The organism is Thauera sp. SDU_THAU2 (assembly GCF_038260575.1).
In the GTDB taxonomy this organism is placed as follows: domain Bacteria; phylum Pseudomonadota; class Gammaproteobacteria; order Burkholderiales; family Rhodocyclaceae; genus Thauera.
Genome location: NZ_JBBWUN010000003.1, coordinates 4,220,273 through 4,240,271, shown reverse-complemented (window position 1 = coordinate 4,240,271; position 19,999 = coordinate 4,220,273). Strand labels below are relative to the sequence as shown.

15 protein-coding genes and 1 pseudogene are annotated in these 19,999 nt (G+C 65.7%); 9 read left to right on the top strand and 7 right to left on the bottom strand.

Annotation, left to right across the window (positions count from 1 at the left end; genetic code table 11):
- Positions 1-2: 2 nt before the first annotated feature.
- From AAFL97_RS21535 to AAFL97_RS21525, 3 genes and pseudogenes are all read right to left on the bottom strand, one after another.
- Positions 3-1,470: pseudogene (locus AAFL97_RS21535) on the bottom strand (DegQ family serine endoprotease).
- Positions 1,471-1,623: 153 nt separating this feature from the next.
- Positions 1,624-1,971: a hypothetical protein gene (locus tag AAFL97_RS21530; RefSeq protein ID WP_341646674.1), complete on the bottom strand. Its 348-nt coding sequence runs from the start codon at positions 1,969-1,971 to the stop codon at positions 1,624-1,626.
- The gene (locus tag AAFL97_RS21525) at positions 1,935-3,728 is read right to left on the bottom strand and encodes a TonB-dependent receptor plug domain-containing protein (RefSeq protein ID WP_341646673.1); all 1,794 of its coding nucleotides are present in this window, start codon (positions 3,726-3,728) and stop codon (positions 1,935-1,937) included. Before AAFL97_RS21525 ends, AAFL97_RS21530 begins: the two co-directional genes overlap by 37 nt.
- Before the next feature lie 130 nt (positions 3,729-3,858).
- Here AAFL97_RS21525 and AAFL97_RS21520 point away from each other — a divergent pair, with 130 nt between their 5' ends.
- Positions 3,859-4,797 carry a hydrogen peroxide-inducible genes activator gene (locus AAFL97_RS21520; RefSeq protein WP_263460991.1) on the top strand — a complete coding sequence of 313 codons (939 nt, stop codon included), beginning with the start codon at positions 3,859-3,861 and terminating at the stop codon, positions 4,795-4,797.
- 262 nt (positions 4,798-5,059) lie between these two features.
- Here the strand turns inward: AAFL97_RS21520 and AAFL97_RS21515 are convergent, their stop codons facing one another.
- The 4 genes from AAFL97_RS21515 to AAFL97_RS21500 all read right to left on the bottom strand — a co-directional run bounded on the left by AAFL97_RS21515 (position 5,060) and on the right by AAFL97_RS21500 (position 10,474).
- Positions 5,060-7,645 carry a DNA topoisomerase III gene (locus AAFL97_RS21515; RefSeq protein WP_263460990.1) on the bottom strand — a complete coding sequence of 862 codons (2,586 nt, stop codon included), beginning with the start codon at positions 7,643-7,645 and terminating at the stop codon, positions 5,060-5,062.
- Between the two features lie 117 nt (positions 7,646-7,762).
- Positions 7,763-8,233 carry a DUF494 domain-containing protein gene (locus AAFL97_RS21510; RefSeq protein ID WP_263460989.1) on the bottom strand — a complete coding sequence of 157 codons (471 nt, stop codon included), beginning with the start codon at positions 8,231-8,233 and terminating at the stop codon, positions 7,763-7,765.
- 68 nt (positions 8,234-8,301) lie between these two features.
- Positions 8,302-9,426: a DNA-processing protein DprA gene (gene dprA / locus AAFL97_RS21505; protein WP_341646672.1), complete on the bottom strand. Its 1,125-nt coding sequence runs from the start codon at positions 9,424-9,426 to the stop codon at positions 8,302-8,304.
- A 19-nt stretch (positions 9,427-9,445) separates the two neighbouring features.
- A complete protein-coding gene (locus AAFL97_RS21500) occupies positions 9,446-10,474 on the bottom strand; it encodes a LysM peptidoglycan-binding domain-containing protein (protein ID WP_341646671.1) in 1,029 nt (342 codons plus the stop codon).
- Positions 10,475-10,666: 192 nt separating this feature from the next.
- Between AAFL97_RS21500 and def the strand changes: the two genes are divergently transcribed.
- The 8 genes from def to AAFL97_RS21460 all read left to right on the top strand — a co-directional run bounded on the left by def (position 10,667) and on the right by AAFL97_RS21460 (position 19,848).
- Complete coding sequence (def, locus tag AAFL97_RS21495) at positions 10,667-11,170, top strand: peptide deformylase (RefSeq protein ID WP_263460986.1); 504 nt, start codon at positions 10,667-10,669, stop codon at positions 11,168-11,170.
- Positions 11,170-12,120: a methionyl-tRNA formyltransferase gene (gene fmt, locus AAFL97_RS21490; RefSeq protein ID WP_341646670.1), complete on the top strand. Its 951-nt coding sequence runs from the start codon at positions 11,170-11,172 to the stop codon at positions 12,118-12,120. The genes def and fmt overlap by 1 nt, the downstream gene beginning before the upstream one ends.
- Positions 12,121-12,180: 60 nt before the next feature.
- Positions 12,181-13,026: a zinc metalloprotease HtpX gene (gene htpX / locus AAFL97_RS21485; RefSeq protein WP_341646669.1), complete on the top strand. Its 846-nt coding sequence runs from the start codon at positions 12,181-12,183 to the stop codon at positions 13,024-13,026.
- Positions 13,027-13,233: 207 nt separating this feature from the next.
- Positions 13,234-13,734, top strand: a complete 501-nt coding sequence (locus tag AAFL97_RS21480; protein WP_341646668.1) for a sigma-70 family RNA polymerase sigma factor — start codon at positions 13,234-13,236, stop codon at positions 13,732-13,734.
- 7 nt (positions 13,735-13,741) lie between these two features.
- On the top strand, positions 13,742-14,707 hold the full coding sequence (locus AAFL97_RS21475) for a FecR domain-containing protein (protein WP_341646667.1): 966 nt from the start codon (positions 13,742-13,744) through the stop codon (positions 14,705-14,707).
- Complete coding sequence (locus tag AAFL97_RS21470; RefSeq protein WP_341646666.1) at positions 14,704-16,071, top strand: serine hydrolase domain-containing protein; 1,368 nt, start codon at positions 14,704-14,706, stop codon at positions 16,069-16,071. Before AAFL97_RS21475 ends, AAFL97_RS21470 begins: the two co-directional genes overlap by 4 nt.
- Positions 16,072-16,192: 121 nt before the next feature.
- On the top strand, positions 16,193-18,676 hold the full coding sequence (locus AAFL97_RS21465; protein ID WP_341646665.1) for a TonB-dependent siderophore receptor: 2,484 nt from the start codon (positions 16,193-16,195) through the stop codon (positions 18,674-18,676).
- Between the two features lie 80 nt (positions 18,677-18,756).
- Positions 18,757-19,848, top strand: coding sequence for an IS5 family transposase (locus AAFL97_RS21460; protein ID WP_341644281.1), 1,092 nt, complete (start codon positions 18,757-18,759; stop codon positions 19,846-19,848).
- The last annotated feature ends 151 nt before the right edge of the window (positions 19,849-19,999 follow it).

Genomic DNA, 19,999 nt, shown 5'->3' with positions numbered 1-19,999 from the left:
CGTCATTCCAGCCGCAGCGGCACGTAGATGCGCGATTCGCCGCGCTGGATCAGCAGTGCGAAGCGTTTGCCGGCGGCCCGGACCAGCTTGCGGAAGTCGGCGACGTTGGTGACGGCGTTGTTGTTGAGCGCGATGATGACGTCGCCGTTGCGCAGGCCGGCGCGTGCGGCGGCGCCATCCACGCTTTCCACCACCAGGCCGCCGCGCAGCTGCAACTGGGCTGCCTCTTGCGAAGTCAGTGCCCGCACGCCGAGGCCGAGGCCGGCATCGACGTTTTCGACCTGGCTCGGCGCCGGGGCGGCGGCGATGTTGTCGTTCGTCATCTCGTCCAGCGTCGCCACCACGTCGCGGCTGCGGCCGTCGCGCCAGATTTCCATGCGGATGCGGGTGCCGGGGCGCTTCTCGCCGACTGCGCGCGGCAGGTCGGCCATGTCGTCGATGCGCTTGCCGTCCAGGCTCAGCACCACGTCGCCGGCCTGGATGCCGGCCTTGTCGGCGGCGCTGCCCGGCTCCACGCTGGCCACCAGGGCGCCGCGCGCGTCAGGCAGGCCGAAGGACTGGGCGAGATCCTTGTCGACGCTCTGGATGCCGATGCCGAGGCGGCCGCGCTGTACGCGGCCATGAGTGGCAAGCTGATCCTTGACGTTCATGGCGACGTCGATCGGGATCGCGAACGAAATGCCCATGAAGCCGCCCGAACGAGAATAGATCTGCGAGTTGATGCCGATGACCTCGCCGGCGAGGTTGAACAGCGGCCCGCCCGAATTGCCGGGATTGATCGCGACGTCGGTCTGGATGAAGGGCACGTAGGTCTCGTCCGGCAGGCGGCGCGCCTTGGCCGAGATGATGCCGGCGGTGACGGTGTTGTCGAAGCCGAAGGGCGAGCCCATCGCCACCACCCACTCGCCGACGCGGGCCTCGTCGGCCTTGCCGATCCTCACCACCGGCAGGTCCTTGGCCTCGATCTTCAGCAGCGCGACGTCGGTGCGGCGGTCGATGCCGACGACCTTGGCCTTGAATTCGCGCTTGTCGATCAGCGTCACGGTGACTTCGGACAGCGCCGCGTCGCCGTCCTCGCCGGCGACGACGTGGGCGTTGGTCAGCACGTAGCCGTCCTGGCTGACGATGAAGCCCGAGCCGATGCCCTGCCGGGCGCGCGGCCCCATGCCGGGCTGGCCGGGGAAGCCCGGCATCGGTACGCCGAAGCGGCGCAGGAAGTCGTAGAAAGGATCGTTGGCGAACGGATTCTGGCCGCCCGCCGTCTGCTGCTGCTGCACGACGCTGATGTTCCACCACCGCCGGGCCGACCTCTTCGACCAGATCGCCGAAGTCCGGCAGGCCGTAGCGGTTCGGCGACACCAGCGAAGCCGCCGGCGCGGCCTGGGCATGGGCGGCGGGAATCAGGGCCGTACCGGGCAGCGCGGCAGCGATGGAGAGAGCGATAACAGTGGTCACAAGATGTTTGCGCATGATCGATTCCGTAGTTGGTCAGTGCCGACGACAGCAGTGGACGTCGATTCGCCGAGACTGTTCCACTGCACACATCTGATTGCAAATTTGGGGTGAAGCACGCTGCGATCAAGCCTTCCGGTCGATTTTTCCGCCGCAGGGTCCCGGCCAGCCTCAAAGAGGCATGTTTACGCTCAGGAAGACCTGCCGATCCGCCTTGTTGGGCTCGCGATGCCGGTGCTGCGGCATCGACTGCAGCGGCTTGTGCGCCAGTTCCTGGTGCCTGCCGAGGAGGTTGATGGCCGTCAGGCGCACATCCATCGAACGGTCGCCGATGCGCAGGCTGCGGGCGACGCTCCAGTCCAGGCTGGTATAGGAGGGCACGGTGTAGTGCAGGCCGGGAACATCGCCGGTCGTGGCCGCGAGCGGCCCCATGCGCAGCAGGCTCATCGTCGATCGCCAGTTGCCGATCCGCTCCATCCAGGTCAGCGTCGCCGTGTAGGGCGGGACGCTGCCCCGCACGGCCCTGTCGTCGGCGTGGCGCTGGATGAGGGTGTGGTGAACAGCAGCGTCGTGGCCGCTCGCGGCTTCAATGAAAGCTGGTATTCCAGGCCGCGGAGGCGAATGCTGCCGGGCGCGTTGGACCACTGCGTGGAACCCATGATGTGATGGATCAGGAAGGGGTCGCCATTGGTCGCATCCTCCAGGGCTTCGCTCGGATCGAAGGGGTTCGAGAGCCTGATGGGCCTGCGCTGGATGTAGTCCCTGACGTGTTCGTCGAATATGCGCACGTCGAGCAGGCCGCCCCACGGGGTGCTGCCGAGGTAGCCGATTTCCCAGGTATCCAGCCGCTGCGGACGAAGATGGGGGTTGGGGGTGTAGCGTTGGTTGACCACGCCGAGCCCATCGACTGATATCCGCACGTTGGTCCAGAGCTCGTGCAGCGTGGGCTGGCGCCAGGCGCGCGAATAGCCCACGCGCCATGTCACGTCGTCCCGCGGCTGCCAGTTCAGGAATACGCGCGGTGCGAAGCGGACGCGGTCGCCTTCGACCTGTTCGGCCATGGCGCCGAGGTTCCACAGCCATTCGGATGCGGAGTGCCATTCGGCGTTGCCGAACAGCCGCCATTCTTCCCGTGTGCGCCGGCGGCGGCTGTCATAGAGGAAATCCGAATCGATGCGGTCGTAGCGCCATTCGGTACCCCACAGCAGGCGCAGCGCATCCGTTGCGGCGAAGCGATGCTGGAGCGAGACGTTGTCGCGCAGGGTGTCGCGGTTGTTATTGACGTTGCCGCGATAGCGCGGCATTTGCAGCAGCCTCGAGCAGAGCTGTCCCACGCGGAGGTCGTGGACGGGGCAGTTGGCCCGGGAATCCACCCACCAGTCGTCCCGGGTGTGTTCACGGTTGCGGTACCACGATACGATCCATTCTTCGTCGAATGACGGCAGATGCCGCCAGGTTGCGTGGATCGTGTAGTCCTGCTGTTCGAGCTCGCGGATGCCGCTGCCGTTGAACAAGGTGTCCGGATAGCCTTCGTCCTGCGTGGCAGTAGCGTAGCTGGCGGAGAATTCCAGCGTGTCGGTGGTTCCGAGGTCCAGGTCGCCGCGGAGGTTGAAGGAACGCAGGTGCTGGCCGTCGTGCAGCCCGGACCAGCCGTCGTCGCGCTGTTCGTGCGCGCTCAGCCGCAGGCCGAGCGCGCCGCTGCGCAACAGCGCCCGTCCGCTGACGTCGGCGATGCCATGGCTGCCGATGCGTGCGCTAACGGAATGGCCGGCTTCGGCGCCGGTATGGCGGGTGACCAGATTGACCACGCCGAGAAAGGCGTTCGAGCCGTAGCTCGCGGAATTGGAGCCGCGCACGATCTCGATGCGCTCGATGTCCTCGAGCAGGACCGGAAGGGCGCGCCAGTTGGTGCTGCCGGAATAGTGGGGCGAATAGATCGAACGGCCGTCGATCAGCACCTGCATCTGGTTCGGATGGTCGGCGCTGAGGCCATGATAGGTCACCCACTGCTGGTTGCCGCGTTCCTGCGCGACCATCATGCCGGGTACGAGCCGGAACAGCCGGGCGAGTTCGCGGTAGCCGGTGGCTGCGATCATGTCGGCGTCGATGACGGTGACGGCGCCGGGTGTATCCTGCAGGGGCTGAGGCAGGCGCGATGCGCTCAGCACCACCGGGAGCGGCTGGAAGAAGGCATCCTCTGCAACGGCATCGCCTGCCGGCATGAAGGCGAGCAGAGGCAGCATCATCGCGCTGACGTGGTGCAGGCGGAGCGACATTCGTGTCCGTCGAATGGTTGCAGAACATCGAAGTATAAGCGGGCGGCTACTGAAGCACGCAGGGGCTTGATGGGCAAGGTAACATCGACAGCCCATCCGGAGGGAAACCCATTTTCAGCGGGAGCAGACCATGACATTGACCGATCTGCGCTATCTCGTCGCGCTCGCCCATGAGCGCCATTTCGGCCGCGCCGCGGAGAAATGCCACGTCTCCCAGCCGACCTTGTCGGTGGCCGTGAAGAAGGTCGAGGAAGAACTCGGCATCCAGCTCTTCGAGCGCAGCGCGACCGAAGTCAAGATCACCGAAACCGGCCGCCGCATCGTTGCCCAGGCCGAGAAGGTGCTGATGGAAGCGAGCCAGATCCAGGAGATCGCCGCCGCGGGCAAGGACCCGCTGGCCGGCCCGCTGCGTCTCGGCGTGATCTACACGATCGGCCCCTACCTGCTGCCGCGGCTGATTCCGCGCATGCACCAGCTGGCGCCGCGGATGCCGCTGATCATCCAGGAGAACTACACCGCCCGGCTGGCCGAAGCGCTCAAGCGCGGCGAGCTGGACGTCATCATCATCAGCCTGCCGTTCGAGGAGGCCGGCATCGTCGCCCAGCCGGTGTATGACGAACCTTTCCGCATCCTGATGCCGGCCGATCATGAATGGACGCAGGAGGCGGCGGTCGATGCCCGTCTGCTGGCCGAGGACCAGTTGCTGCTGCTCGGTGCGGGCAACTGCTTCCGCGACCAGGTGCTGGAAGTCTGTCCGAGCTGCCGCAACGTCGGCGGCCTGCAGCGCACGCTGGAAGGCAGTTCGCTGGAGACGATCCGCCACATGGTCGCCACCGGCCTCGGCGTCACCGTGCTGCCGAGTTCCGCGGCAGACGATGCGACGATGCAGTATCCGCTGGTGGCGGTGCGTCCGTTCTCGCAGCCCGAGCCGGCGCGCCGGGTGGCGCTGGCGTGGCGTGTCACCTATCCGCGCAGCGGCGCGATCGACATCCTGCGCACCGCGATCCTCGAGAGCGGCCTGCCCGGTGTGCGCCCGGTCGGCCGGATGCCGGTGAAGGAGCCTGCCTGATCGGCAGGGTCGAGCGTTTCAGATCGGGAACGGCAAACCGCCGCCCGAGCGCGGTGGTGAATGCTGTGAGCTTGGCCTAAGGCTCTATCCAGCCGCGTAGGGTGGGTAGAGCGAAGCGGACTCACTGCACTTGGCTACAGGCAAGTTCATCTACCACCGCGATCTTCGCCGGCGTTGATGGGCTTCGCTTTTGGCGCGACCTACGCGGCCCGACCCATCCCGTGCCGGGTTGGTCCGACGGCTTATCCAGATTCGGGCCGGCTCAGCCGGTCTTTCGGGCCGTGCGCTTCTTGGCGGGTACTTCGGGTTTGGCAGCCGGGGCTTCCTTGTCGGTCTTCTCGGCCTTTGCCGCAGTGGCCTTGGCGCCGGCTTTCGGCGTCTTGGCCTCGAACTCGAAGCCGACCTTGCCGTCCTTGCCGCGCACCAGGAAGGCCGAGAACTTGCGCCGCGTGCGGGCCGAGACGAAGCCTTTCAGCAAATCGGTCTTGCCTTCGGCCAGCAGCTTGGCCATCTGCTCACGCTCGATCGGCTGCTGCAGGATGATCTTGCCGGAGCGGAAGTCGCAGCTCTTGCCCGGGCCGACCGATTTCTCGCAGACGTAGGCCATGCCATGCTCGAACACCCGGCTGCTGCACTTCGGGCAGGCGCCGACGCTCTGCTGGTCGGAGAAATCGACCGGCTCGGCTTCCTCGCCTTCCTTGGGCTGGCCGAAGTCGAAGGCGGGCTGCTTGTCCTCGTTGAGCACGATCTCGGCGTTGAACAGGCGGCCCATCTTGTTGCGGAAGCCGAGCAGCGGGCCGACCTTGCCTTCGCGCAGCAGGGTTTCGATCTCGTCGTATTCGAACTGGCGGCCGGCGACGATCTTCCAGGTGCTCCAGTCGCAGCGCTGGCAGGCGAACTTCTTGTAGTTCTCCTTCACCACGCCGCCGCACTTCGGGCAGGGCGTCTTCAGCGTGACGAAATCGCCCGGCACGGTGTCGGATTCGTAGCGCTTGGCGCGCTCGACCACTTCGCGCGCCATGTCGGCGATTTCCTGCATGAAGGCTTCGCGGCTCAGCTCGCCCCGCTCCATGCGCGACAGCTTGTATTCCCAGCCGCCGGTCAGTTCGGGCGAAGTCAGTGCGTTCACGCCCAGGCCCTTCAGCAGCGTGATCAGCGAGAAGGCCTTGGCGCTGGGGATCAGCTCGCGGCCTTCGCGGTGGATGTACTGCTCGGTGATCAGGCCTTCGATGATCTGCGCGCGCGTGGCCGGCGTGCCGAGGCCGCGTTCGGCCATCGCCGCGCGCAGTTCCTCGTCGTCCACCATCTTGCCCGCGCCTTCCATCGCCGACAGCAGCGTGGCTTCGTTGAAGCGTGCCGGCGGCTTGGTCTGCAGGGACTTGAGCAGAATGCTTTCGGTGGCGACTGTCTCGCCCTGTTTCACCGGCACCAATTGCGGGCCGCCGTCCTTGCCGTCCCCCGCCTTGCCATCCTTGTCGTCGCCGGCGGCTTCCTTGCCGTAGATCGCCAGCCAGCCCGGATTGACCAGCACCTTGCCCTCGGTCTTGAAGGCTTCGCCTTCGACGCGGGTGATGCGGGTGGTGATCTGGTATTCGGCCGCCGGGTAGAACACCGCCAGGAAGCGCTTGGTGACCAGGTCGTAGATCTTCTGCTCGGCCTCGGACAGGCTCCTGGGCAGCGTGCCGGTCGGGATGATGGCGAAGTGGTCGGAAATCTTGGCGTTGTTGAAGATGCGCTTGTTCGGCTTGACCCAGCCCTGCTTGGCGATCTCGGCGGCGAAGGGGGCGTACTGCTCGGGCAGGTTGCGCATGACTTCGCCGACCGTGCCGAGGTAGTCCTCGGGTAGCGCGCGCGAATCGGTACGCGGGTAGGTCAGCACCTTGTGCTTCTCGTACAGTGCCTGGGCCAGCTGCAGGGTGACGCGGGCGGAGAAGCCGAAGCGGCCGTTGGCCTCGCGCTGCAGGCTGGTGAGGTCGAACAGCAGCGGCGACAGCTGCGTCGAGGGCTTGGATTCCTCGGTGACCACGCCCGGCTTGCCGTCGCACTTGGCGCGAATGGCCTCGGCCTGGGCCTTGTCCCAGATGCGATAGGCGGTGGCGTGCTCGTCGCCTTCCGGCTTCTTGAACTTCTCGTCGAACCAGCGTCCGGGGTAGTGCCCGGCCGCGGCGGCGAAATCGGCTTCCAGCTCCCAGTAGTCGCGCGGCTTGAACTTGCGGATTTTGTCCTCGCGCTCGACCACCAGCGCCAGCGTCGGCGTCTGCACGCGGCCGACGGTGGTGAGGTGGAAGCCGCCGGTCTTGGAATTGAACGCGGTCATCGCCCGCGTGCCGTTGATGCCGATCAGCCAGTCGGATTCGGCGCGGCAGATCGCGGCGTTGCGCAGGCCTTCGACGTCCTGCGCGGCGCGCAGGTGGGCGAAGCCGTCGCGGATCGCCTGCGGCGTCATCGACTGCAGCCACAGGCGCTGCATCGGCTTTTTGGTGCCGGCGTGCTGGGCGATGAAGTTGAAGATCAGCTCGCCTTCGCGCCCCGCGTCACAGGCGTTGATCAGGCCGGTGACGTCCTTGCGCTTGATCAGCCGGGTCAGCAGCTTGAGGCGGTCCTCGGTCTTCTCGATCGGCTTGACGGCGAAGTGCGGCGGGATCACCGGCAGGTGGGCGAAGGTCCATTTGCCGCGCTTGACTTCGAATTCTTCTGGCACCGCCAGTTCGAGCAGGTGGCCGACGGCCGAGGACAGCACGTATTCGTCGGACTCGTAATAGTCCTTTTCCTTGGTGAAGCCGCCGAGCGCACGGGCGATGTCCTGTGCGACGGAAGGTTTTTCCGCGATGATCAGTTGCTTGCTCATGCTCTCTGGCTGTCGGGCGGGCCGGCATATGCCGGCTGGGGGGTCGGGAGGCTGGAGCCGCGGATGATAAAGAGGCCGCGCCGCGCCTTGCAAGCAGTCGGGACTGCCGTATTTTTCCTAATGTATCGTGGGACTGTAATCCCAGTCTTCATCGACGCTCAGTAGTTCATCGACCATCAGCGTGTCGATCGGTTGCTCCTGCTGCCACAGCACCATCAGCACGATGACCTTCAGGCGGTCGAGCGTGATATCGACACTCTCCAGCGCGAGCGCGCGTTCGATGATCAGTTCGCGATGCACGCCGTCCAGCACGCCGGCGCTTTCCATCAGCGCCAGGAAGCCGCGGCAGTCGGCATTCAGGTGAAGCTGTTCGTCTTCGGTGTAGATGCGGACCGAGCGTTCGTCGGGCGCGCCGGCCGGATGGGTTTCGCGCGCCACGTGCTGCAGCCCGGCCAGCCATTCCAGCGCCCTGGCGATTTCCGCTTCCTCGAAGCCGGCAGCGGACAGCTTGCGCGCAAGCTGGTCGGACTCCGGGCAGGCGTCGGCGTGGATGTAGCTTTCGTAGAGATAGACGAGGATGTCGAACAAAACGGTCTCTCAATGGAACGGAACGGCAAGGGGAGCGGTGACGCGGGTGAAAGGGAGAACGATGTGGTTCAGCGCCCGACTCTCTGGATGCGGCCACCGGGAAGGCTGGCGACCCGCCCGTCCAGCTCGAGCGGCAGCAGGATGGCGTACAGGGCATCTACCGTCAAGCTGCAGCGTTGCGCAAGCGTGTCGAGGTCGACGGGATCGTGGCCGATCGCCTCCATCACCCGGGCGGCATTGCCGTCGAGTGTCAGGTCGGCCTGCGGCGTGGCGCTGCGTTTCGCGGCAGGGGCGGGCAAGTGAGTGCCGAGCCGGCCCCGCAGTTCCTCGACCACATCCTCGGCGGTTTCCACCAGCTTGGCGCCGTCGCGGATCAGGCGGTGGCAGCCGCGCGACAACGGCGAGTGGATGGAGCCGGGGATGGCGAAGACTTCGCGCCCGGTTTCGGCTGCCAGCCGCGCAGTGATCAGCGAGCCGCTGTTGAGCGCCGCCTCGACCACCAGCACGCCCTGCGCGAGGCCGGCGATGACGCGGTTGCGGCGCGGGAAATTGTGCTGCAGCGGTGGCGTGCCGAGCGGAAATTCGCTGACGATGGCGCCGCAGGCGGCAATTTCCCGTGCCAGCGCTGCATTGCGGGCCGGATAGATGCGGTCGATGCCGGTGCCGACGACGGCCACCGTGCCGGCGCCTGCTGCACCCGCTGCCAGGGCGCCGCGATGGGCGGCGGCGTCGATGCCTGCCGCCAGGCCGCTGACGATGGTGAAGCCTTGGGCGGCCAGATGGCGGGCGAAGGCTTCGGCGTTCGTGTCGCCCTGCGGCGTGGCGCTGCGGGCGCCGACGATGGCGAGCGCCGGTCGCTGCAGCAGGGCCGGGTCGCCCTTGACGTAGAGCAGCACCGGCGGATCGGCGATGTCGAGCAGGGCGCGCGGATAGGCTTCGTCGGCCAGGGTCAGGATGTGGCTGCCGTCCTCGGCGGCCCAGGCCCGGGCGCGCTCGATCCAGTCCTGCCGGGGTTCGGCGAGCAAGGCATCGGCCGCGACACTGCCGACGACGCCGGTGATGGCGCTGCGTCCGGCGGCGAAGATGTGCCGCGGCAGGCCGAAGGCGGCGAGCAGGCTGCGCTGGCGGTCGGCACCCAGGCCGGGCGTGGCGGCCAGCCGAAGCCAGTCGATGAGGTCGTCGTCTCCGGTCAAGGGTGACAGCCGCCGCGCGTCAGGGCTTGCGGACGGCGTCGCCGACCGTCACCGGTCCGTCGGTCTCCATCACCAGCGCATAGGACACGCGATCGAAGACACGGAACACGAACAGCAGGCCGTAGCGCTTTTCCGGCAGGACGAAAGTTTCCTTGCCGTTGTCGCCGCGGTAGACGGCGGTGCCGCGGTTGCGGAACAGGCTCAACACGTGGCCCGGCTCGACACCGTCGCGGGCACCGGTGTCGAGGGCGACGACGTGCAGGCGGCCGGTTTCCTGCACGCCGCGATGGATCGACACCACATGGCCGGCGACTTCGTGTTCGGGCGCATGGGGCATGTAGGAGAACACCTTGGGCGCTTCGCTGGGCAGCAGCAGGTCACCGGCGCCCACTTCCTCGATCGCCGAGAGGATTTCGAGTGTTGCCGGCTCGCCGTGCGCGGTGACGCGGGCGCTGCCCAGGTTGTCGGCCTCGTAGGCGATCGGCTCGCCGGTCAGCGGGTGCTTCAGCGGACGGGCCGGGCGCATGATCTGCCAGACTTCGATGCCGGGATCGACGTTCTTGGCGAACACGGTGTCGCCGGCGCCGGTCATCACGCGGCTGGTTTCGGTGGCGACGATGGTCGCCGCGCCTTCGAGATTGGACTGGTCGATGACCAGCGGCTTGTTCAGGAAAGGCTCGATGATGTGCACCGGAATGCTGGGCACGGCGTTTTCGAGCGTTTCCTCATACACCTGCGGCTGCAGCTTGCCGCTGCCGCCGATGCGGCGGCCGATCGTCAGCCACGGCCCGCTGCGGTCGAGCAGCACGACCTGGCCGGGATAGATCAGGTGCGGGTTGCGGATCTGGTCGCGGTTCATGCGCCAGACTTCCGGCCAGCGCCATGGTTCGCTCAGGAAGCGGCCCGAGATGTCCCACAGCGTGTCGCCCTTGACGACGGTGTAGCTGTCGGGCGCGTTGTCGGCGAGCCGGACGTTGGACTGGGCGATCAAGGCGCTGCTGAACAGCGCCGAGATGCCGACGAGGAGAGGGAATATAATTCGGATCATCGATCGCTTCCGGTTGGATGGGGCGCTTCGGTCGAATACCGGAACGCCCGCGGCCTGGCTGGGTCGAAACCACGGTGGGCGCGTGGTGCCGAAACGCCCGCGTGACCGCCCCCAGATCATCGTGCATTACATGTGCATATGCGCGAAATCACTTGAAATTCTGCACTCAAAGGTTTATTGCGGCAAGCATTCATGGCTTTACTACCTATCCTCCGCTACCCCGATCCCCGGCTCCACACCATTGCGCAGCCGGTCGAGTCGGTCGACGACGAAATCCGCCAACTGGTCGCCGACATGGCCGAAACCATGTACGAAGCGCCGGGCATCGGACTGGCCGCGACCCAGGTCAATGTCCATAAGCGCGTCGTCGTCATCGACGTGTCCGAGGACAGGACCGACCTGATCGCGCTGATCAACCCCGATATCCTCGAACGCTCCGGCGAACAGGTGTGCGAGGAAGGCTGCCTGTCCGTACCCGGAATCTACGAGAAAGTGACCCGTGCCGAGCGTGTGAAGGTTCGCGCTCTGGACGAAAAAGGCCAGTCGCGCGAGATCGAGGCCGACGGCTTGCTCGCGGTCTGCATCCAGCACGAGATCGATCACCTGGACGGCAAGGTCTTCGTCGAGTACCTGTCTTCGCTCAAGCTCAGCCGGATCAAGAGCAAGCTGGCCAAGAAGGCCCGGATCACCGCCTGATGGCCGCCCCGCTCCGCGTGGCGTTCGCCGGCACGCCCGAATTCGCCGCCTGTGCGCTCGACGCCATCCTGGCCGCCGGCCACGAGGTGGCGCTGGTGCTGACCCAGCCCGACCGCCCCGCCGGCCGCGGCATGAAGCTCACGCCCAGCCCGGTCAAGCAGCTGGCGCTGGCGCGCGGCATCGAGGTCGACCAGCCCGAGCGGCTGCGCACCGACGAGCAGCGCGCCCGCCTCGCCGCCTGTGCGCCCGACCTGCTGGTGGTGGCCGCTTACGGGCTGATCCTGCCCAGGGCGGTGCTCGACCTGCCCCGACGCGGCTGCATCAACATCCACGCCTCGCTGCTGCCGCGCTGGCGCGGCGCGGCGCCGATCCACCGCGCGATCGAGGCCGGCGATACCGAGACCGGCATCACCATCATGCAGATGGACGAAGGGCTGGATACCGGCGCGATGCTGCTCGAGCGCAGCCTGCCGATCCTGCCCACCGACACCGCGGCGACGCTGCACGACCGCCTGGCGGTGCTCGGTGGCGAATGCATCGTCGCTGCGCTGGCCCAACTGGATGAACTGAAACCGGTGCCGCAGCCTGCCGAAGGCGTCAGCTACGCCGCCAAGATCGGCCGTGCCGAGGCCACCGTCGACTGGCGGCGGCCGGCGGCCGAGCTGGAACGCGCGATGCGCGCCTTCGATCCCTTCCCCGGCCTGGCCTCCACGTTGCGCGATACGGTGGTCAAGTTCTGGTCGGCCGAAGTGATCGACGCCGAAGGCGAACCCGGCACGGTGCTGGCCGCCGACGAGGCCGGCGTCGTCATCGCCTGCGGCCGGGGCGCGCTGCGTTGCACGGTGTTGCAACGCCCGGGCAGCCGGCGCCTGCCCGCCGGGGAATTCCTGCGCGGCTTTGCGGTCTCTGTCGGCGAACGCTTCGCTTCCGGCGAAGCCGATCCGGCTTGATGTAGGGCGGCTCCGCCCCCATCTACCGCATCGAAGCGAATCTTTACGAAGGAATACGCAATGCTAGGAAACTGGATCAAGACTTCCATCCTGATGGCCGGCATCGTCGCCCTGTTCGGCGCGATGGGCGCGGCCATCGGCGGCCGCGAAGGCATGATGATGGCGCTGGTGCTCGGCGGCGCGATGAATTTCTGGGCCTACTGGTTCTCCGACAAGGCCGTGCTGAAGATGTACAAGGCGCGCCAGGTCGATGCCAGCACTTCGCCCTACCTCTACAACATGGTGCGCGAGCTGGCCCAGCGCGCTGAGTTGCCGATGCCCAAGGTCTACATCATCGATGAGGACCAGCCCAATGCCTTCGCCACCGGCCGCAACCCGGAAAACGCCGCGGTGGCCGCGACCAGCGGCATCATGCGCATGCTGTCCGAGCGCGAGCTGCGCGGCGTCATGGCGCACGAACTGGCCCACGTCAAGAACCGCGACATCCTGATCTCGACGATCTCGGCAACCGTGGCCGGCGCGATCTCGATGCTGGCCAACTTCGGCATGTTCTTCGGCGGCCGCGACGGCGAAAGCCGCCCCAACCCGATCGTGTCGATCGCGATGATGATCCTCGCGCCGCTGGCCGGCATGATCATCCAGATGGCGATCAGCCGCACGCGCGAGTTCGGTGCCGACCGCGGCGGCGCGGAGATCTCCGGCGATCCCGAGGCGCTCGCCAGCGCGCTGGCCAAGATCGACGCCTACGCCCGCGGCATCCCGATGCACACCGCCGAGCAGCACCCGGAAACGGCGCAGATGATGATCATGAACCCGCTGTCCGGCGGCGGCCTGCGCGGCCTGTTCTCGACCCACCCGTCGACCCAGGAGCGCATCGCCCGCCTGCACGAAATGATCCGGCGCTGAACCATCGGCCGCTTCGGCGCCGCGTCTCCCCGCCCCGCCCCGCCGCCTGTGTCAGGTCGCGGGGCGGCGTCCTTCTGGGCCGCGGCATGTGCCGCGTGCCGATTTGACGCCACACGGCAAATCCACAAGAATGGGAACGATTCGCAATAAATAAAGCGAACCGCCCCATTCCCCATCGACCGGCGGCGCTTTTCCCCGGAGATTTGCGTGAGCAGCGCGGCAACACCCGAATCGATTTCCACGCTCTACCAGGACCACCACGGCTGGCTGTTCGCCTGGCTGCGGCGCAAGACCGGCTGCTCGCAGCAGGCCGCCGACCTCGCGCAGGATACCTTCCTGCGCCTGCTGAGCGTTCGCGAACAGGAAGCCTTCCGTGTACCGCGCGCCTATCTGCGCACGGTCGCCCACGGCCTGATGGTCGACCAGATCCGCCGCCGGGCGCTGGAACAAGCCTACCTCGAAGCCCTGGCCATGCAGCCCGAGCCACTGGCCCCCTCGCCCGAAGAACGCCTGCTCGTCATCGAAGCGCTCTACCGCATCGACACCCTGCTCGCCGCCCTGCCGGACAAGACCCGCAGGGTGTTCCTGCTCTCGCAGATCGACGGCCTCGCCTATGCGGCCATCGGCGAACGCCTGGGCCTCTCCCTGCGCACCGTCAAGCGCCACATGCATACCGCCTTCGCCCAGTGCCTGCGGGCGCTGATGTAAACCGGCCGTGAGCGCAGGCCCGCTTCCCGCCAACGACGTGGTCGACCAGGCCGCCGGCTGGCTGGTGCGCCTGCACGCCGGCGAACTGGACGCCGCCGGCCGCCAGGCGCTGAACGCTTGGCGCGCCCAGCACCCCGAGCACGAACGCGCCTGGCAGGCCGCCGAGACCCTGGCCGGCACCTTGAATGCCATTCCCGCCGGCACCGGCACCGAGGCCTTGCACCGCAGCCGCCAGGCCCAGCGCCGCCGCGTTGCCAAGGCCCTCGCCGTGCTGCTCGCCGCGCCTGCCGCCGGCTGGCTGGGCTGGCGCCAATGGGGCGGAGAACTCGCCGCCGACTACCGCACCGCCACCGGCCAGCGCAGCGACCATCGCCTTGCCGACGGCAGCCTGCTCCACCTCAACACCGCCAGCGCCGCCGACGTGCGCTTCGACGAGGCCCAGCGCCGCATCGTGCTGCAGAGCGGTGAAATCCTCATCCACACCGCTCCGGACAGCACCCGGCCGCCCCGCCCCTTCCTGGTCCAGACCGAGCACGGCACCATCCGTGCGCTGGGCACCCGCTTCATCGTCCAGCGCGAAGGCGGCCGGCAGACGCGGGTCAGCGTGCTCGAACATGCCGTGGAAATCCGCCCCGCCCTGGGCGACGCCGCGCTGCGGCTGGACGCTGGCCAGAGCGTCCGCTTCTCCGCCCACGCCAGCGGCCCGGTCCAGCCTGCCTCGGCCGGCAGCGATGCCTGGCGGCAGGGCAACCTGATCGCCGACAAGCAGCGCCTGGAAGACTTCCTCGCCGAACTCTCCCGCCACCGCCCCGGCATCCTGCGCTGCGCGCCCGAAGTAGCTGACCTGCGCATTTCCGGCGTCTTCCAGCTCGACGACACCGACCGCATCCTCGCCATCCTGCAGGAAAACCTGCCCATCAGCGTGCGCCGGCACACGCGCTACTGGGTCAACGTGCATCCCCGCCAGCCATGAAAAAATCCACCGCCGCCATCGCCCTGATCCTCACCGCCGCCAGCGCCGGCAGCCATGCGCTCGATGACGCCGAACTCGCCGGCCTCGTCCGCCAGCGCCTGCAGGGCGACCGTACCGGCGCCTGCATGGCCGTGGCGGTGATCGAACAGGAGCGCGTCGCCCGAACCTGGCAGTGCGCCGACGACCGGGACCTGCCCCGCATCGGGCCGGACACCGCCTTCGAGATCGGCTCGGTCAGCAAGACGATGACCGCCGCGCTGCTCGCCGACCTGATCCTGCAAGGCAAGGGCGCGCTCGACGATCCGCTGTCGGCGTGGCTGCCGGAACACGCCAGGGTGCCCGACTACCAGGGCCAGCCGATCCTGCTGCGCCATCTGGTCACCCATACCTCCGGCCTGCCGGTGCTGCCCTCGCGCCTGGGGGCGACCCGCATGGACGACCCCTATGCCAACCTGGACGAAGCGGCGCTGCTGGCTTCGCTCGGCGACGTCACGCTGAACGCCGCGCCGGGCAGCCGCTTCGAATACTCTAACTTCGCTGCGATGCTGCTCTCCTACGCCGTGGCGCGCCGCGCCGGCAGCGACCTCGGCACGCTGCTGCACGAACGGCTGTTCGCGCCGCTGGGCATGCGGCATGCGCACCTGGGCGCGGCGCCGGCCGGCATCCGCGCGGCCACCGGCCATACGCCCAACCGCCAGCCGGCGGCGGCCTGGACCTTTGCCACCGACCTGGCCGGCGTCGGCGGCGTGCGCGCCACGCTGGAGGACATGACGCATTACCTGCGTGGCCAACTTGGCCAGCCGGAAACCACCGTCACGCCGGCCCTGCGCCTGACCCAGGAAAGACTGCTCCCCCGTCCGCCCATGGCCATGAACTGGATGCTGCTGCGCGCCGCTGGCCGCGTCGTGCATGTACACGAAGGCGGCACCGGCGGTTTTTCCTCGTTCGTGTCCTTCGACAAGGAAAGGCAGCGCGGCGTGGTGATCCTGTCCGACACCGCATGGAATTCCATCGGCGGCCTGGGTTCGCTGGGCCTGCACCTGACCGATGATTCCTTCCCGCTCGGCGAACCGCGCCGGACGGCAACACCGGATGCGGCGCTGCTCGATGCACTGGCGGGCGAATGGGAACTGGCCAGCGGTCTCAGGATGAGCCTGCGGCGCCGGGGCGATGCGCTGGAAATCCAGGCTGCCGGACAAGGCGCCTACCGGATGGCCTACGACAGCGCCGGCGATTTCCATCCGCACGACTTCGACGCCATCCTGCGTCCGCAGCGCACGGCCGACGACCATGAATTCACCTGGATACAGATGGGCGGCGCGATACCGGCCAAACGCATCGGCCCGGCGAGCGACGCCGACTGATCGACCGCGCCATGGCCCCGGGCGGGCGCGCAATGGAAATCTCGAAGGCAGTGGCCCCTTTTTCTGCTTCGTTCGACAAGTCAGAGAAACCCTCGTTGACTGACTTTCGAAAGGAGCTTCCGTGCAAACCCGGCAACCCCGCCCCCTGCGCCCCCTGGCCGCCCACCTGCGCACCGCCCTCGTCGGACTGGCCTGCGCCGCCGTCCTCCCCCACGCCCCGGCCATCGCCGCCGAGCCCCCCGCATCGGCAACCGCAGGAACCTACGCCCTGCCAGCCGGCCCGCTGAGCCAGACGCTGTACCAGTTCGCCGCCCAGGCCGGCATCACCCTCACCTTCGACGCCACACTCACCGACGGACTGCAATCCAGCGGCCTCGACGGCAGCTACAGCCCCGAGGCCGGCCTGGGCAGGCTGCTCGCCGGCAGCGGGCTGGAGGCGGTGCAGGGAAAAAATGGCGGCTACCGGCTGCGCAGGCTGCCGGCGAGTCGGAGTGAAGCGCGGCTCACGCCGGTGATGGTCACTGGCACAGCCGAGCGCAGCGGCACCACGGAAGGCACCGGCAGCTACGCGCCTACCGGCCCCGTCGGTACGGGCACCCCGCTGGGGCTGACGGTGAAGGAAACACCGCAGTCGGTCAGTGTCATCACCAAGCAGCGCATGGAAGACCAAGGGCTGATCAATATCCGGCAAGTGCTCGAACAAGCACCCGGAATCGTCCTGTCGTCAATGGGTACGGAACGCTATTACCCGATTTCCCGTGGCTACACGGTCAACAACTTCCAACTGGATGGTGTCAGCAGTTACGCCGAATACTATGGTCTTGGCGACGTTTCGCCCCAGGGCATGGCGGATATGGCGGTCTACGACCGGGTCGAAATCCTGCGCGGAGCCTCCGGGTTGGTGAGCGGAGCGGGCAATCCATCCGGCACCATCAACATGGTGAGAAAAAAACCGACCGACGAATTCCAAGGCTCGGTCGAGGCCAATCTTGGCTCCTGGAACAACAAGGGTGGAACACTCGATTTGTCCGGGCCACTCAACCGGACGAAAACGGTTCGCGGACGCCTGGTCGCCTCATGGCAGGATGGCGATAGCTTCATCGACGACTACAGCAAGAACAAACAGCTGTTCTATGGTGTCGTTGAAGCCGATATCACCGAAAGAACGAAGGTCACGCTCGGCCTGGAACACCAGAAAAACGAATTCGACGGCCAAATGTTCTACATGGGTTTTCCGTTGTGGTACAGCGACGGTACGCGAACCGACTTGCCGCGCTCCTTTAATTCCGGCAGCCGTGACAACAGCCTCGATATCCGCTCCACCACTGTGTTTGCGACACTCGATCAGAAACTAGCCGGCGACTGGAAGCTGAAGATATCGGCCAACGGCATGCGTTCGACACAAGACAACCGGGTGGCTTATCTGGCCTTCGCCAGTACCATTCCGGACAAAAATACCGGCGACGGCCTATCCCTCTTCGCCGAACAATATGACTACAAGGTTCGCACCGAAAGTCTCGACATCAACATTCAAGGCCCGGTCGAACTGTTTGACCGACAACATGAACTGGTTTTTGGCCTCGACTATCTTAACTTTGAAAGCAATACCGGCCGCGCTCGCGATGTCAACGGATTGCATGCCTCTCCGGTGAATCTCTATTCTTGGGACCACTCCGGCCGCGTCGTACCCGGCGAAACATATCTGGAATACGACAGCACGCGACGCCAGAAAGGTCTGTATGGCGCGGGCCGCTTCCACTTGGGTGAAAACCTGAAGTTCATCACCGGAGCCAGAGTCTTCAGCTTCGACGCCGACTATGTCACCAGCGGCGCTTATTACTCCAGTTCTCCGCAATCCGAAGACCACGTATTCACTCCGTATGCGGGACTCGTATACGACTTGAACAAGAGTCACTCCGTTTATGCTAGCTACACCACCATCTACAAGCCGCAAAACGTGCAGGATCGTAGCGGAGCCTACCTGGACCCGTTGGAAGGCGACAACTATGAACTGGGACTTAAAAGCACATGGCTGGGCAACAAGCTTCAGACGGCGGCTTCCCTCTATCAGATCAGACAAGACAATCTTTCCGAACGCGATCCAGGACAAACGGTAGCAGGCACTACGACAGCCGCTTACCGTGCCGTTAAAGGGGCAAAGACAGAAGGATTTGATCTGGAAGCATTTGGCGAACTGACCCGGAACTGGAACATTTCCGCATCCTATGCATATAGTCAAACGCAGGATGCAGGAGGGCAACGCATCAAAGCTGATTTTCCCCGACACATGGTAAAATTTTGGACGAGCTATCGCCTGCCGGGTGAGTTTAATCGTCTGACAATCGGCGGCGGGGCTATTTGGCAGAGCAAGACCGATTCGACGATAAATGTATGGATGGTGAATAAGGATTTGTCTTGGGAGCAAAAAGCTTACACAGTTGCCAACTTGATGGCAAGATATGATGTAAGCGATAATTTGGCAGTTACGCTGAACGTCAATAATGTGTTCGATAAAAAATACATTGCTTCCGTATTCAGTACATATTATTCCGGGATGTACGGTACGCCGCGCGATGTGCAATTGAACGTGAAGTATCGATTCTAACAGGCTGATGCAGAACCTAGTGAACGATCCTGCGAGTCGATAGTCCTAGACTCGTTCCTCAACCCCTTGTTCTGACAGCGATGCGCGGCCAACTCGATCCCCAGTCCTCGATGTTTCATTATTTCTCGCCGGACTCGCGTGTACCGGCCGATCATCCCCTGCGAAGGGTGAAGCAATTGGCCGATCGGGCGCTGAGTGCCATTTCGGCGGATCTGGATGCGTTGTACTCGAGTACCGGCCGCCCGTCGATTCCGCCTGAGCGCCTGCTCAAGGGGCAATTGCTGATCGCGCTGTACTCGATCCGGTCTGACCGGCAGTTCTGCGAACAACTGGACTACAACATCCTCTTTCGCTGGTTCCTCGACATGGACCTGGAGAGCGCGGGCCTGGACCAGTCGAATTTCAGCCGCCTGCGCGAACGCCTGGTGGCGACTGATATCGCCCGCCGCTTCTTTGACGAGGTGGTGAGCCTGGCGCGCCGGCAACATTTGCTGTCCTCGGATCACTTCACTGTCGACGGCACGCTCATCGAAGCCTGGGCCTCGTTCAAGAGTTTCAAGCGCAAGGACGGCGAGCCGCCGAAAGACGGTGGGGATGGCACGGGGATGGTCGATTTCAAAGGTGAGAAGCGTTCGAACGCCACACACCAGAGCAGCACTGATCCTGACGCACGGCTCATGCGAAAGGGTAACGGCCAGCCTGCCAGGCTCAGCTACGGCGGGCATGTGCTCATGGAGAACCGTCATGGCCTGTGTGTCGACATCCTGATCACGGAATCGACGCAGGCCGAGCACCGTGCTGCACGCACGATGCTCACCCGCGCCCGCCGGCGGCGTATCCACCCCAAGAGTCTGGCGGCCGACAAGGGTTACCACATCAAGGATTTCGTAGCGCACCTGCGCGCGCATCGTATCCGGCCGCACATTGCTCGAATCGACCATCGCTGCACGCCTGGACTCGATGGGCGCACGACGCGAACCGAGGGCTATCGGATCAGCCAACGCAAGCGAAAGCGGGTGGAGGAAATCTTCGGCTGGCTCAAGACGGTCGGTGGGTTGCGCAAGACGCGATTCATCGGGCAGGCGAAGACGCAGATGGCGGCCTTCATTTCTGGCGCAGCCTACAACTTGTTGAGAATCGCGAAATTGGGAAGCGCGGGAGGAACGGCGTGAGCCGGGCAAACGGAAGAGGGGCTGATCAGTCTCGGAGCGGGCACGCCGGCAATGTGGGCCGAATTGAAAAAACCATTCTCTCGACGAAGTCGCTGTGAAGATCAATTTAAACCCCTTGGCCGACGTAGTGTTCAGCTCTTTTGCATCAGCC